The following is a 14,593-nucleotide window of genomic DNA, read 5'->3' as shown; positions in this document are numbered from 1 at the left end:
GGCCCGTCGGCCCGGCACGCCTTCTACGTCATCGTCCCCCCACCGCCGTCACGTTCACGGGGAACCAGCACACGCACGCGCCATCGTGACATCACGACACTCGAGGCGCAGGGCGCCGACATCGAGCTCCCGGAAGATCGGAGGGTCGGGCAGGTTCGCCACGCGGCGCACAGCGGATGGATGCCTCGGGCTGCTGGAGGACCTGCTCCCCTCCCATCGGGCGTTCCACCCGGTCGAAGGGGTCGCCCCTCGTCCGAGCTGGGATCGCACCGGATCGAGGGGGCCGCATCGGGTCGGAGGGGGCCTCGGCCCGGACCGATTCTGTGACGGCTGCGAGAAACGCCCCGTAATTCTGTGTATGAGCCCTTCTCGTCCTCCGGCCGACCCGGTCCAGCACGGCGCCTGGGCATCCATGCACACAACCGCCGTTCATGTCCTCCCTGGCATGCTCCGGTTCCTCGGCGTCGCCGAGGACGACCTCGACGACCTGTGCCAGGACGTCCTGCTGGGCGCCTACCGCAGCTTCCCCCGGTACGACCCCATGCGCTCCAGCAGCGCGCGCACCGCGGTCCTGGTGGACTCGCCAGACACCGTGGGATGCGCCGCAGCGCCCGCGCAGGCCGCTGTGGCCGCAGACAGCGCACCGAGCGACACGCCTGCCTGGCTGCGCACCACACCCACGGGCATGCCCGATCCATCTCGACCGGAGCGCCTCGGCGAGCACTGGAGGGCCGAGGCGTCGTGGCTCTTCGGGATCGCCTGGCGGCAGGTCCGCCATCATCTGGAGCGCGCCTACCGGCGCCGCGAGGTGCCGGTAGGGCTCGCGGACGCCGCCCACTTCCAGCGGGCAGACGCCGCGGCGAGCAGCGAGCATCACATCGCCGCGAAGGAGCGGCTTGCGCTCGCGATCCGCCTCCTGTCGGAGGTCGCGCCCGAGCGCCGCGCCATCCTCCTCCTGGCCGACGCGTACGATGTCCCGATGCGCGAGATCGCGCGCGCCCTTTCGCTCAACGAGCACACCGCCGCGAGCCGGCTGCGCCTCGCGCGCCGGGACTACCGCGCCGCCGAGAAGCGGCTGCGCCCCGAGGAGAGGCGGGCGCTCCGGTCCAGCGTCGTCGTGCTCCCGCTGTTCTCCGCGACCTCCTTGCGTTCGCTCCGCGAGACGATCCTGCCCGCGAGCGACCCGGCCACGCCGAGCGCCGGAGCGCGGGGCGATGGGACACGGTGGCGAGCACGCTTCGTGCGGCTCGCGCGCCCGGTCGCCCGGGCCCTTCGAGCGGCGCTCGGGTGGGGTGCGGCAGGCGTCGCCGGCGGCGTGCTCCTGGCCGCCTGGCTCGCTCGAGCACCGGTCGACTGGGCGCGCCACCTCGGCCCGGCCGCGATACCCATCGTCGTCGCCCGGAGCACACATCCAGCCCCGACGCCGGAGCCGCAACCTCGGGGCGTTGTCGGTGAAGCGCCTCGCCCCGACGACGCCACGCGCTCCGCCGACCCCCAGAGCCCCCGAGCGCCCGCGGCACGGACGACCGATGGGCCAGGCCAGCGCAAGCCCGCCGGATCGAGGCACGTCTCGGCGCCCCCAGAGCAGAGCCAGGATCGGCTCGACGAGGAGCTCGCGCTGCTCGATGCGGCCAGACAAGCGCTGCTTCACGGCGAGCGCGGCGCTGCCCTCGAGCACGTCGATGCACACGCGCAGCGGTTTCCACAGAGCCGGCTGAGGTTGCTGCGCGAGCGGCTCCGGTCGAGGGCAGAGGCGCTGCCGGTGACGACGACCGGCGGCACGGCGGGGCGCGAGCGGCGATGAGCGCAGCGCCGCCGCATCACGCGCGCGCCGCGTCGCGCGCCCCGCGACGGGGAAAGCAGGCATGGCGCGCAGCGTTCGCTTCGATGGTCGCGCTCCTCGCCGCGCAGCTCGCGGCCGCGCCGGTCCGGGCCGATTCCGGACCGCGCCGGGCGCGCGTGCGCATCGAGCTCACGCGCGGCCCAGGCGCCGAGCGCTGCCCCGACGAGCAGTTCCTGCGCGCGGAGATCGCCCGGCGCATGGGCTTCGACCCCTTCGACGCGGAGGCTCCGCTCACGATGGCGGCGTCGATAGAACAAGGGCAGCGCGAGCTCATCGCGTCGATCTACCTGCGCGATCACCGCGGCGTGGTGATCTGGACCGACGGCTACAGGGCGCGCGGCGACTGCAAGTCGCTGGTATCGACGGTGGCCCTGTCGATCGCCGTGCAGCTCGACGAGACGGGCGAGCTCCCGCCGCTGCCGGCAGCGCCGGCCCCGCAGGGAGAGCCGGCGACGTCGGCGGAAGCGCCGTGCTCCCCCGAGCGCCCGTGCGCGGGGCAGCCGGCGCCGCCGCCGAGCAAGGCGCCGCCTGCGCGCCCGCCGGGCAAGGCGCCGCCCGTGCGCGAGCTGCCATCCGTGCGGGCACCACCCCGCCACCGCGGGGAGCAAGCTGCGGCGGAGCGCTTCCGATGGAGCGTTCGCGCTGGCGCCACGATGGCGCTGGGGCTGACGCCCGGCGTTGCGGTTGGACCGACGTTGGCGGTCACGGGACGCTGGCCGGCATGGTCGGTCGCGCTGGAAGCCCGCGGGCTCTCCTCGCTGTCGACAAAAATAGAGGGCGTGCGCGTGGCATCATCGGCGCTCACCGCGAACGCCGCCCTGTGCCTTCGCCGGCATTTTCTCTTCGCGTGCGGGGTCGGAGAGCTCGGCGTGCTCCGTGCCGTGCCCGAGGTTCCAATCACCCCGGAATCGCTGCTGGCTCTTCGTGCCGGAATCGGCGCTCGAGCGGGTGTCACGTGGCCGTTTTCAGAGGGCCTCTCTGGGTACGGGTATACCGAGGCGGTTCAGCGCTTGGTCGACTGGTCACTCCTCCGCCGCGGAGGCATCGCCGAATCAGAACGCGCGGCCTGGAGCGCTCCCGCGCTCGGTGTGGCGTTCGGGATGGGTCTACAACTGAACCTGTGACGGGGATCCGGCGGCAAGGACATCTGCCGTTCCCGCAGGCGAGAAAGCATGAGAAATTTTCCTCAACACGTGGAATGCTCAAGCCTTACGAGGCTCGCTGGGCGATACCCGCCTTGCGGCGAAGGTCATCGTTCGAGTAGGGTTCTACGCATGCGCGTGTCATGCATTGCCCTTGCAGGAGCGCTGTTGAGCGCTGGTTGCACTCAAGAGCCAGGTGTCCTCTATGGCCCATGTACGGACGAAGAGCGCGTCCTCTACCCTGATTGGTGTGAGAAGTACGGCGGTCAGGGCGGCGACGGCGGCCAGGGCGGCGGTGGTGGTGACGGCGGCGGTCAGGGCGGCGCTGGCGGTCAGGGCGGCGACGGCGGTGAGGCGCACAGCGCGCTGTGCTCCGGCCAGTGCGTCTCCCCCGCCCCGCTCGGCTGGTCCGGCCCGGCGCTCCTCTGGTTCGGTCCGCCGGAGGCCACCCCCGAATGCCCCGCCGACGCGCCGACGATCGGGTACGAGGGCTTCGCCGATCTCCAGCAGGTGCCGAAGACGTGCCCGACCTGCGCGTGCGACCCGCCCGAGGTCTCGTGTTCGCTCCCCACCGCGTGGGCCGCATCGTCGTCCTCGTGCGCCGGCGACGAGCCCGACGCTGTCGCGACGCCGTTTGCCGCACCCGACGCATGGGACGGCGCCTGCACCGCCGACGGCGCGATCCCCGTCGATCAGGACTGCAACGGTGAGCCCTGCGTGCAGTCGCTGACGATCGCGGCGCCCTCGGTCACGGCCGGCGCGTGCACGCCGCGCATCGAAGCCCCGCAGCCCATCCCCCAGAACGCGCTCTGGTGGGCGACGCGCGCGAGGGCCTGCGTCGCCGGGGCGCACACCGCGTGCGCCGACGCGACGACGTGCGCGCCGGCAGCGCCGCCCGGGTTCCTGACCTGCGTCTACCACGAGGGCGACGCCGCCTGTCCTGAGGGCTACCCCCAGAGGCATGTCTTCTATAAAGACGTGCTCGACGGCCGCGATTGCACCCCCTGTAGCTGCGGCGAGCCGACCGGTGCCTCGTGCACGATCATGGCGTCCGTGTACCGCGACGCGGCATGCACGGACCTGGTCGCGTCGACCCTCGTCGACTCGAGCGTCCCATTTTGCGGGGTGACGCCGCCCGGCCTCGGTCTGGGGAGCAAGTCGGCCGCGGTCGTGGCGGTGGAGCCGGGCGCGTGCGCGCCGCAGGGCGGCGAGCCCGTCGGCGAGCTCCAGGCGACCGAGCCGTCCACGTTCTGCTGCATCGCCTGAGCTCGCCGGAGCCGCCGCCGACCGGAGCCGCCGCCGACCGGGATGACGGCGGCCGAGCGCCGGCCGATCTCTAGGAGGTCGCGGGCGCGGGGGTCGCGGGCGCTGGCGCCGCCGCCGGCTTGCCGTTGGCCTGTCCGGCCTCGGCGGCCTTGCGGACCTTCTCGCGCCGCGCCGCCGCGCGCCGGCGCCGCTCGTAGGCGCTCGTCACCTCGCGGGCGATCTCCGGGTGGCGCCGGAAGACGTGGGCCGCGGTCTTCCGGATGGCGCCGACGCGCCCGACCATGAGGTGCAGCAGCTGGTTGCGGATCGTGGTCGCGGCGGTCGAGGCGCCGACCTCGGGGGCCGCTTCCAGCGCTCGCCGCTGCAGATCCTCCGCGAGCTTCCTGGCCTCGGCGATGAGGCGCGCGTCGAACGCCTCGTCCGCCTCGACCAGGCGGTCCTTGAGCGGCTCCGCGAGCCCCGCGTAATCGCGGAGCGCCTGGGAGAGGGCGCTCGAGCGCTGGCCGTCCTGCGCGTGGAACTCCTTGATGCGCGCGAGCTGCGCGTCGGCGGGCTCGTCGACGTCGTCGTCCAGCAGGAACTCGAGCGCCGACTCGAGCTCATCGACGACGAACCGGGCGCGCTCTCCGAGATCGGTCACGGCCGGATCGACGATAAGGAGCAGCCGAGTCTGCGCCTCCTGCACCGCGTGCACGATGGAGAGCAGCTCCTCGCTAGCCAAGGCGGGCAGGCGGCTCTTGACCCGCTTGAGGCCCGGGCGATCGCCGTCGGGCTCCCAGTACTTCTTCACGAACGCCGCGGCGGCGACCGCCTCGCGCACGGCGACATCGTACGGAATGTTCAGCGGGTTGTCGGTCCGCTCCGACCCGGCGGCGACCTTGACCCAGCGATCGAAATCCTGTCCTTGCTTTGCCATGATGATTGCCTGACCCCTCCTCCTGCGACCCGCGCCCCTCGGGGCACGACGCAAAGCGGCAAGGATGAGCTCGGTCGGAGGGATGGCCAGCACGGAGCAGGATCTGGACGGGGGTGGGGGGGAGCCGGGAGGTGAGGCGGCGGGGTGGGATGTCCAGATGGGTGGGCAGGGTGTCCAGATGACCCCGTCCCCTGTCCAGATGGGCGGGCGAGATGTCCAGATGGGTCGGGGGGTGTCCAGATGGGCGGGGGGTGTGTACGAGCGGCGGAGGGGCGCCGAAGGGGGGCGGCGGCAATGGGCCACATAGCGCCGAGGGCCTTACGCATGGGGGTTCGGTTCGCGAGCGAGCTGGTCGAGACGGTCGAGGCCGGGCTGCGCGCCGAGGCCGATCGCCGCGTCGCCGCCGAACCGCACCTAGCCGAGATCGAGCGCGACATCGGCGAACTCGAGGTTGTCGACGCGGAAGCGACGTGGATGCTCAGCGCGCTGCGCGACTTTGCAAACGTCTGGAGCCTGATGACGCTCGAGAAACGCGGGCGCCAGCTGTATGCGCTCGTCGCTACAAAGCGCGTGATGCACAATGCGCGTGATGGAGGAGACCGGCGTCGTCGAAATCGTGAACTTTAGCGCCGACGCCCGCTCGCAGGAGGCCGCCGCATGACGAGCACCGACTCGCCGACGCTGCAGGACCGTCACGTCCTTATCCGGACTCTGTTCCGCCGTCGCAGCTCGCGCGTACCCCTCACCGAGCAGCCGCTGCCCCCGGAGGCCGAGCCGGTCCGGCGCCCGGCGAAAGTCGCCCGGATGCTCGCTCTCGTGCACCACCTGCAGGACGCCATCGACCGGGGCCTCGTCGTCGACAGGGCTGCGGTGGCGCGCAAGCTGGGGCTCACGCGCGCACGGGTCAGGCAGCTGCTCGACCTGCCCCTTCTCGCGCCCGATCTCCAGGACGACGTCCTGGCGCTCAACGCGGTCAACGGGGCCGAGCCGACAGCCGAGCGGACCTCCGGGCCGTCGCGCACCCGGGAACATGCGCCGAGCAGAGACTGGCCATCCGAGCAGTTATCCAGGGGGTTGACCAGCAAGATGTGATATAGCAATCAATCCGGTCGAGATCGAACTGCAGGGGGCGTGGATGACGGAAGTAGCGCAAGTAAAAGCCATGAGCGCCGAGGACTCTTCCGGTAGCGGGTTGTTCCTCAACGCCGCTGTGCTCGATTTCGGAGACGCGTCCGTCGAGGTCGACGTACTGCCCCGCTCGAATCAGCTCGCCGAGTTGAGCCGTAAGCACCGCGAGACCCACGTGCTTAGAGCGGAACGCGACGAGATCCTCGCTGTGCCTATCGTTGACGGGGCCCCCCATCTCAGCGACATGCGCAGGGTGATCCCGCTTCGCGAGAACCCAGAGTTCGCGTGCAACCTGTGGCGTGAATCACTGCTACGCCGGATGGTCGCACGCCAGCGCCCGCTTGTCCGGGGCAAGCCGGTTCAGGTGCTCTCGACGGCGGTGAGTGATCAGATCGGACCGGGTGCAATTTGGGGCCCAAAGAGCACTCACCCGAACGTGGTTCGCGCCATCGATTCCCGGGTGGCGTACGGGTTCGCAGCGCAGGTCCTCTGGCCTCCCGCGCAGCCCGACCATCCGATCGCTCTGCCTGTCGTCGTTCTCGAGGTCTCCATCATCGAGCGCATCACCGCTTCGGTGGCCGAGCTCACCTCGCAGGGCGTCGATCTACGCGGCGCCTACGTCGGGGAGCTCGAGCCGATCTCCGACGAACGAGTCCTTCCCGAGCTGAAGCTTCGTGGGATCCTACGCGAGGTCGTTCGAGCCATCGCCACCATCGAGGGCGATGCTGGGCGAGCCGAGAAGATCGACGCGAGCCAGCTCCGCGTCGAAGCCTCGCGCCACAACGTCCGGCAGTTGCTTGAGTACGCGTTGGGCCGCAATCGCTGGATGGGCGCGAGCAGCGACATGAAGGCTCGAGCCGCCGCCGTGCATGAGGGAGGGTCGTGGGTGAAGCGCCTGCAGACGGCTCATGACCTCCTGCGAAAGGAACCGCTCGAGATCGTCCCGGGCGTTCAGGTGACCGTAGGCGACCTCGTGAATCCCGCGCGATGGCCGAACGGAAGCTCCACGGTCCGGCGAGCCGAACCTGCAGTGTTCGTGTTCGACGCTGCCGGTCGCAAGGTTCACGAGTCGTCCAGCCACGGCATCGCAGCTCACGGTCCCTACAGCCGTTCCGCGGCCATTCCGCGAGCGCCGCGAATTTGCCTCATCTGCCAAGCGTCGCAGCAGGGTGTCGCCGAGCAATTGATGTACAAGTTCCTCCACGGGATTCCGAACACCGTCTTCAGTCGTGGGTTCCTGCGCACCTACGGGTTCGAGAACTGCCAGCCCGTTCCCTTCACCACGCGAGACGGTTCGGCCCGCGCGTACCACGAGGCCGCGCAGCGAGCCTTGCAGGCGGCCAGCGACAGCCGCCAACCGTGGGATCTCGCCTTTGTTCAGGTTGAAGATCGGACGCATCAACTGCGCGGCGATGACAACCCGTACCTCGTGACGAAGGCGTTCTTCCTCACGCAGCAGATCCCAATTCAGCAGTTCCGTTTCGAGACCGCCCAGACGCCTGACAACCAGCTCGCCTTCACGCTGAGCAACATGGGGCTCGCCACCTACGCCAAGCTTGGCGGAATCCCGTGGCTGCTCCGCGCCGATCCCACGACGACACACGAACTGGTAGTGGGACTCGCCAGCACCTGGGTTCGCGAGAGCCGGCTCTCCCAGGGCGAGCGCCTCGTCGGCATCACCACGGTTTTCAGCGGTGACGGGTCGTACTTCCTTCACACCGTGTCGAAGGCGGTGTCCTTCGATCGCTACTCGGTCGCGATGCTCGAGTCGTTGCGCACATCGATCGACCGCGTCCGCAGGGAGCGCAACTGGCAGAAGGGGGAGCGCGTTCGCCTTATCTTCCATGCGTTCAAGCCCCTCAGAGACACCGAAGCTATCGCCGTGACGCGGCTTGCCGAGGAGTTCGTCAACTTCCAACTGGAGTTCGCGTTGCTACACGTGGCCGACGATACGAAATTGCAGCTTTTCAACGGGCATTCGCCGGGCATACCGATCGGCCGAACCGGGAAGATGAAGGGGCTCTACGTGCCCGAGCGCGGCATGATGGTCGCTCTCTCCGACAACGACATGCTACTGAGCGCAACGGGCGCGAAGGAGTTGAAGCGCGCGACCGACGGTGCGCCAGTCCCGCTGCGGCTCCACCTTCATCGCGCCTCGACGTTCCGCGATCTCCGGTACTTGGGGCAGCAGGTAATGATGTTCGCGAGCCACTCGTGGCGCGGCTTTCAACCGGCCCCGATGCCGGTCACGGTCAGCTACTCCCAGCTTATCGCGCGTCACATGGGCAAGCTGGGGAAGACGAGCCGGTGGAACCCTGATGTTCTCTATGGCCGCATTGGCACGACGAGGTGGTTCCTTTGAGCGGTGTAGAGGAGCAGTTACTCGGCGATGCCGAGGTCGTACTTCGACGCGAGTCCGAGAAGCTGCGAGGAGGATCGTGCCTCGACCGGCTGCTCGCTAGCTGGCTGCTGCCGGACACCTACGGTGGGGAAGCGAATGCTGTTGCCTTCGCCGCTGTCAGCCATTGGCGTGAGACGAAGCAAGGAGGCGGCCCCCGTTCCTATCAGTCGGTGGGGGCGCTGGCATTGGCTACCAGATTGAACGTCGAGGACTCGGAGCGCCGCACCGCGTTTAACGAGGGGCTCGACTGGGCGTTGGGCACGTCGCCCGAGGTCGACGGGGCGCCCGTTGGGCTCGCGGCCGATCCTGCTGCCGTCCTCGCCGTGGTCTCGGCCCTTCTTCGAACCGGCGATCAAGCTCGTCAGGGAGCTGTCCGCTCGTGGCTCTCCTCGGTGCTCGACAAGTTCGGTGATCGCCTTGGCCTGTGGGAACGCGCCCAACTGCACATCGCCTCGCAGCTCCTAGGTGAGCACCGGAATCAACCATCCGAGCTCGATGACGCCTGCTGCGTGACCCGAGTGGCCGTGGCGCCCCCCGGCAAAGCTGTCGCCGCGAGCGACGCGCGAATAATCGTGGGTGCCGTCCTCGATCACTACGCGCAGGTCGACGCGATCGGCGCGGCGCTACTCCTCGCGTCGCTCGCGCGAACGAAGGCGACCGTTGTGCGGAGCATCCGCACCGACGCGATGACGGTCGACGACGTGTTGGCAGTGTTGCGGAACATCCCTCGGTCGCTCCGCGACTGGACATGGGAGGAGAAGGCGCGCACGAAGACGGGCACGCCTCGCCAGTGGCACGTCGATCACGAGTACCACGTGCAGGACCTCCTGTGGGTGGTGCTGGCGCCGCTCTTCGTCGACATCGAGAGCGAGGGCTACTCGAAGAAGGTGGGTTTCACGCAGCCACGAGCCGACCTCGTGATCCCCTCGTTGGAGCTCATCATCGAAGCGAAGTTCGCACGCGCGTCCGATAGCCTGAAGGAGATCCAGCGCCAGCTCGCGCAAGACGCTGCGATGTACTTCCCGCACGGCAGTCCCTACGACCGGATGATCGCGTTCGTCTGGGACGACGCGGCCCGGACCGAGGAGCATGCAACGCTCATTCAGGGCCTCGAGAAGTTGAACCACGTTGCGGGAGTCGTCGTCGTGAGCCGTCCAGCGAAGATGCGGCAGGCGGCAGGCGCAGCTCCCATCGTTGCCAGCGGAGGCCAGGACACATGACGACAACGGTCCCCACGAAATCCAAGAAGATGCCTGCGTCAGTGCCGCCGACGTCGTCGACGCTCCCGGCACCGGCTCCACCTGCGGCAGCGTCCGCCGTACACGTTTTGGCGCGGTGGCTCGCTACGAACAGCTCGGCCGTCGGGAAACATCCGCTTCACCTGATGGCCGAGTTGCCCGGCATGCGCGCTGGCGTGCTCGACGAAGTTCGCAATCTCGTTCGCTCGCACTACGTCTCGCCCGAAATCACGGCCAAGCGGCTCACCGAATTGGGTGCGCCGAAGACCGCTCAGCTTCTGCGGGAACACGTCCCAACGACGAAGACAGCGCGGTCGGGCGATCTCGGGGAGGTTCTAGCGACGGAGATCGCCGAGCAGACCCTGAAGTTCACGGTGCCGATCCGACGTCTGCGCTGGAAGGACGGGCGCAACATGGCGCTTCGTGGCGACGATATCGTCGGCATCCGAGACACGAAGGGCAAGCTCGACTTCCTCAAGGGCGAGTCGAAGAGCCGCGCGTCGCTTACGTCTGGCGTGCTTGATGAGGCGGCCGCAGCGCTCGACCGGGACCGTGGACGACCGAGCCGACATGCGGTCTTGTTCGTCGCTGAGCGGCTCCGGGAACTGAGTGACGACGCCTTGGCTGCGCGGTTGGAAAGCGCGGTACTCGGAAGTTTCTCGGGAAGCAGCGTGGAGCACTTCCTCCTCGCGCTCACGGGTAGCAACCCGGACAACCTCTTAACCACTCACTTGACCGCAGCCGCGAAGAAGAAACGCACGCGACACGCGGTTGGTATTCGGATCGCGGATCACGAAGCGTTCATCGACTTGCTCTTCAGAGGGCTCTAATGGTTGAGACCGCCGCCGAGCTGTCCTCTCGTCTGGAAGTTGCCGTCGAGCCCGGAATGAGGGGACGCCTGCTCGACAAGGGGTTGGCGCGCGGTCTGATCTGGCGCGACGGCAACCTTCCAGAAGGCGCCCCCGAGTTCTCGGAGAGCCTGTCCGAAGACCTCCTCGACTACGCGCACGCGGTCATGACACTCGCGCTCCGGCTGCGCGCTGCCGGAGCACCGAATCCGCGCGTACTCGAGCGTGCTTTCCTCGTCGCAGGCGAGGCCATCGAAGCGGCGATTCATCGAGGTGAAGACCGCCACGACCGCGGGTTCCACCGAGTCACGGCGGCGGTCGCGTTCCACCTGGGCCGGTACGCAGCGCGCGCGTTTTCGATGCTCCCGGCCGGTGCGGAGGCGCAGAACCTTGCTCCGACCGAAGCCGCGCTCGTTGAGCTCCTTCGTCGCAGGCTCGATGAACTCCACAAGGCGTTCTCCGATTGGCTCCTCCATCCCGGAAATGCCGACGAGGCGGTCGCGGCGAGACTCGAGGACGACATCGATTTCGACCAGACCGATGCTATTCACAGCATCTTGACCAATTCGTTTATGCGTGGACTCGCGCTATTCGACCACGCGCTCACCACCGGCGCGCCCGACGTCGCGGAGGCGGCGCGGGCGCGGTTGTTTGCAACGGCTGATGCGGCTCGGGACCTCAACGCCGTCAGCCACTGGTGGACTGCGACCCTCGCCGCGCACCTCGTCGACGAGCTGTGGGGGATGAGCCTGCACCAGCAGATTCCAGAGCTACCACCCGACCACGAGGACCACGCACGGTGGCGCGACATCCGACGTGGGTACATCCAGAGGCTGCGCGGCGGGAAGCGAGCGGCGATTGAGCTCTGGCCGTCCCAACTTGCGGCTGCGAAGCGGTCGCTGGACCTTTCGGACGATCTCGTCGTCGCGCTGCCCACGAGCGCGGGCAAGACGCGGATTGCCGAACTCTGCATCCTGCGCACCCTCGCCTCCGAAAGGCGCGTCGTCTACGTGACGCCCCTGCGTGCGCTGTCCGCGCAGGTTGAGAGAGACCTCGCGGAGTCGCTTCATCCGCTTGGGTTCTCGGTGTCGTCGTTGTACGGCTCGGCGGGGATCGAGAGCGGCGACGAGGAAACACTGCGTGAGGGGCGCGTCGTCGTATCGACGCCGGAGAAGCTCGACTTCGCGCTGAGGAACGACCCGAGCATTATCGATGACGTCGGACTCGTCGTACTCGACGAGGGGCACATGCTCGGACCGAACGAGCGTGAGGTCCGCTACGAGGCATTGGTTCAGCGCCTCGTCCGTCGTGGCGACGCTGCGGGCCGGCGCATCATCTGCCTCTCGGCTCTGTTTCCGACGCCAGAGGAGATGAGCGACCTCGTCGCATGGCTGCGCGCCGACGAGCCCGGCGATCCGATCCACTCTGCGTGGCGCCCGACGCGCCAACGGTTCGGTGTGCTGCGATGGGGCTCGAACGCCGCACGACTGGACGTGAAGGTTGAGGAAGAGAGTCCATTTATCCAGCGCTTCATCGAGCAGACTAAGCCGCCCGCCGGATCTCGGCGTCGAAAGTCGTTCCCTGCCGACAAGAACGAGCTGACGCTGGCGGCGGCATGGCGGTTCGTCGAGCAGCAGAAGGACGTGCTCATCTACTGCCCCCTCCGTGCCTCCGTGGAGACATTGGGCCGGCTAGTACTGAAGTGCATCGACCACGAGGTGCTCTCACCGTTCACAAAGGCGAACCAGCGAGCAAAAGATGTGATGGCTGTTGGTGCCGAGTGGCTTGGCGAGGACCATCCCGCCGTCGCCTGCCTGGCGCACGGCGTTGCCCTTCATCACGGCGGTCTTCCACGACCGTTCCTGAACGAGGTGGAGCGCCTACTCCGCTCGGGTGATTGCCCGGTAACGATAGCGTCGCCGACGCTAGCGCAGGGCCTCAACTTGTCAGCGAGCGTGTTGCTGATTCCGTCCATCTGGCGCAGCGGGCGCCCGATTCCGGCTGCAGAGTTTGCGAATGTTGCCGGGCGTGCCGGGCGTGCCTTCGTTGACGTCGAGGGGCTCGTGCTGCACGTGGTGCATGAGGCGGAAGCTTGGAAAGCCCGACGAGCACTGCGGAACTGGGTTGCGCTTCTTGATGCGGCAAAGGCGCCGCGTGTGTCGAGTGGGATCCTGCAACTCGCCGCCCTGGTGTTTCTGCGGATCAGTGCGGCGAACGGACTCCCCTTCGATGAAGTCATCGACTACGTCACCGGTAACGCTGAGGGATGGATCCCCCCCGTCGGCAAGGCTCCGAGCCTCGACCAACTCAAGGAGTGGGTGGACGTTCAGCCGCCGAAGGCGAGTGCAGTAGCCAGCCTCTTCAACGACTCCTTCTGGCAGAAGAGACTCGGGACTGACGAGGAGAAGAAGCTGCGTGCCGACGAGAAGGATTGGGACGCCGACGTCGCATCTCTGGATGCCGCCATTCTCGCACTTCTCGATGTGGAGACCAGCGACGAGGGTGTGGCCGACGCGCTGGACGAGGTTCTCGCGGGCTCGCTGTTCTCTCGGCAGTTGGGGAAGCAAGAAGCGGGCGTTCAAGAACTCGTGCGCGCGTTGGTCGCGGCACGAGCGCAGCGAATCTGGCTCGAGACGGTTCCGACCCAGCGAAAGGGCTTTCACGCAGCGGGCATCGGCCTCGTAGCGGGAAAGTTCATCGACACCCACCTCGATGAGCTCATGCAGTTCCTGGCGCGGGCCGAGGCGTCCATCTTGCTTGAGGACGAAGAAGGCGTCGGTCAGGCCGTCGTCGCGTTCGCCGACTTGGTGTTCCAGACGGCACCGTTCCAGGCCCCGAAAGAGCTGCCGGCGAACTGGCAAGCAGCCCTCCTTGCGTGGCTTGCCGGCAAACCGTCGTCGGAAGTTCTCGCCCTTTGTGATGGGGAAGGCGTCGATCTGATCCAGGAGGCGCTCGCGTACCGTCTCCCCTGGGCGATGGAAGCAGTGCGGGTGCACGCACTCGCCGTGCAGCATCCAGATGTCGACACGCTGACCGGGCTCGCGGCGCTCGCTGTTGAGGCGGGTAGCTCGAACACCAGCGTCATCACGCTCGTGCGTGCGGGCCTCAGCTCCCGCGAAGCTGCCGCCGCTGCAGTGGAGTCCACGGGGGCTTCCTTCGCTGATCGCGATGGCATGCGCGAGTGGCTCGACTCCGAGTTGGTGCAGGCGCTCTCGGACGACAAGGAGTGGCCCACGGCACGCAGCAGGCAGGCGTGGATCCAGTTCTACGAGGGGAAGCGGAAGGCCGACGGAGGCAAGTGGAAGAGGGAAACGCAGAGGATCCGCGTGAAGTGGAGCGACAGCTCGCCGCTGCATGGAACGTCGGTGATCGTCGAGCCTTCGGTTGGAACCTACGGCGGCGTCATGACGCCGGACCTGCAGCCCCTCGGGCTACTGCAGGCTGAGATGCGCCGGCCGCGCAGGGATCTCGTCAGCGCGCAGGTCGGTGCGGACGGCAAGACGGTGGAGATCGAGTTCTTCGGACCGAGGGGCCTGCGCTGACATGCGCAGCCTGACCCGGCGGTCAACAGCGCGCGCCGCGCCGCCGCCACGTCCGACCGCGTTCCGCCCACTTGGAGGCCGTGGCCAGTTAAACGTCAGCGGCTCCGTCACGCCCGACGGCTTTCCGCTATTGAACGCTCTCGGCTTCTCTCTCCCCCGGAGGACAGAAGTGAGAGCGCGAACGCCGTCGCGAACGCCCCCGTCGCGCACTCGTTCACCTCCGTGGCGCTCTCTATGCGAACGCTGTTCACGCGCGCGTCGTGCTCGCC

The 14,593-nt window shown here is 68.2% G+C and carries 10 protein-coding genes; 9 read left to right on the top strand and 1 reads right to left on the bottom strand.

Annotation, left to right across the window (positions count from 1 at the left end; translation table 11 throughout):
* Window positions 1–412: 412 nt before the first annotated feature.
* From WMF27_RS05995 to WMF27_RS05985, 3 genes are all read left to right on the top strand, one after another.
* The gene (locus WMF27_RS05995; RefSeq protein WP_437761210.1) at window positions 413–1,804 is read left to right on the top strand and encodes a sigma factor-like helix-turn-helix DNA-binding protein; all 1,392 of its coding nucleotides are present in this window, start codon (window positions 413–415) and stop codon (window positions 1,802–1,804) included.
* An 83-nt stretch (window positions 1,805–1,887) separates the two neighbouring features.
* Window positions 1,888–2,967, top strand: a complete 1,080-nt coding sequence (locus tag WMF27_RS05990; protein ID WP_437761211.1) for a hypothetical protein — start codon at window positions 1,888–1,890, stop codon at window positions 2,965–2,967.
* 186 nt (window positions 2,968–3,153) lie between these two features.
* Window positions 3,154–4,251, top strand: a complete 1,098-nt coding sequence (locus tag WMF27_RS05985; protein WP_437761212.1) for a hypothetical protein — start codon at window positions 3,154–3,156, stop codon at window positions 4,249–4,251.
* A gap of 70 nt (window positions 4,252–4,321) precedes the next feature.
* On the opposite strand, the gene WMF27_RS05980 is transcribed toward WMF27_RS05985, so the two are convergent.
* Window positions 4,322–5,167, bottom strand: coding sequence for a hypothetical protein (locus tag WMF27_RS05980; protein ID WP_437761213.1), 846 nt, complete (start codon window positions 5,165–5,167; stop codon window positions 4,322–4,324).
* 324 nt (window positions 5,168–5,491) lie between these two features.
* On the opposite strand from WMF27_RS05980, the gene WMF27_RS05975 reads away from it, so the two are divergent.
* From WMF27_RS05975 to WMF27_RS05950, 6 genes are all read left to right on the top strand, one after another.
* Complete coding sequence (locus WMF27_RS05975; protein WP_437761214.1) at window positions 5,492–5,794, top strand: hypothetical protein; 303 nt, start codon at window positions 5,492–5,494, stop codon at window positions 5,792–5,794.
* A 30-nt stretch (window positions 5,795–5,824) separates the two neighbouring features.
* Window positions 5,825–6,259, top strand: a complete 435-nt coding sequence (locus WMF27_RS05970; protein WP_437761215.1) for a hypothetical protein — start codon at window positions 5,825–5,827, stop codon at window positions 6,257–6,259.
* 70 nt (window positions 6,260–6,329) lie between these two features.
* Window positions 6,330–8,657, top strand: coding sequence for an argonaute/piwi family protein (locus tag WMF27_RS05965; protein WP_437761216.1), 2,328 nt, complete (start codon window positions 6,330–6,332; stop codon window positions 8,655–8,657).
* The gene (locus tag WMF27_RS05960) at window positions 8,654–9,916 is read left to right on the top strand and encodes a hypothetical protein (RefSeq protein WP_437761217.1); all 1,263 of its coding nucleotides are present in this window, start codon (window positions 8,654–8,656) and stop codon (window positions 9,914–9,916) included. The genes WMF27_RS05965 and WMF27_RS05960 overlap by 4 nt, the downstream gene beginning before the upstream one ends.
* Window positions 9,917–10,080: 164 nt before the next feature.
* A complete protein-coding gene (locus WMF27_RS05955) occupies window positions 10,081–10,764 on the top strand; it encodes a Hachiman antiphage defense system protein HamA (protein ID WP_437761218.1) in 684 nt (227 codons plus the stop codon).
* Window positions 10,764–14,324 carry a DEAD/DEAH box helicase gene (locus tag WMF27_RS05950; protein WP_437761219.1) on the top strand — a complete coding sequence of 1,187 codons (3,561 nt, stop codon included), beginning with the start codon at window positions 10,764–10,766 and terminating at the stop codon, window positions 14,322–14,324. Before WMF27_RS05955 ends, WMF27_RS05950 begins: the two co-directional genes overlap by 1 nt.
* The last annotated feature ends 269 nt before the right edge of the window (window positions 14,325–14,593 follow it).

Source organism: Sorangium sp. So ce281 (assembly GCF_051527395.1).
Lineage (GTDB): Bacteria > Myxococcota_A > Polyangia > Polyangiales > Polyangiaceae > Sorangium > Sorangium cellulosum_B.
Note: the sequence above shows the minus strand (reverse complement) of the source record. Positions and strands in the feature narration are given on the sequence as shown.

Excerpts from the sequence above, each read along its gene's own strand:
- WMF27_RS05995 (WP_437761210.1), top strand. The coding sequence starts at position 413 with ATGCACACAACCGCCGTTCATGTCCTCCCTGGCATGCTCCGGTTCCTC.
- WMF27_RS05950 (WP_437761219.1), top strand. The coding sequence starts at position 10,764 with ATGGTTGAGACCGCCGCCGAGCTGTCCTCTCGTCTGGAAGTTGCCGTC.
- WMF27_RS05965 (WP_437761216.1), top strand. The coding sequence starts at position 6,330 with ATGAGCGCCGAGGACTCTTCCGGTAGCGGGTTGTTCCTCAACGCCGCT.
- WMF27_RS05955 (WP_437761218.1), top strand. The coding sequence starts at position 10,081 with ATGGCCGAGTTGCCCGGCATGCGCGCTGGCGTGCTCGACGAAGTTCGC.
- WMF27_RS05980 (WP_437761213.1), bottom strand. The coding sequence starts at position 5,167 with ATGGCAAAGCAAGGACAGGATTTCGATCGCTGGGTCAAGGTCGCCGCC.
- WMF27_RS05975 (WP_437761214.1), top strand. The coding sequence starts at position 5,492 with ATGGGGGTTCGGTTCGCGAGCGAGCTGGTCGAGACGGTCGAGGCCGGG.
- WMF27_RS05990 (WP_437761211.1), top strand. The coding sequence starts at position 1,888 with ATGGTCGCGCTCCTCGCCGCGCAGCTCGCGGCCGCGCCGGTCCGGGCC.
- WMF27_RS05970 (WP_437761215.1), top strand. The coding sequence starts at position 5,825 with ATGACGAGCACCGACTCGCCGACGCTGCAGGACCGTCACGTCCTTATC.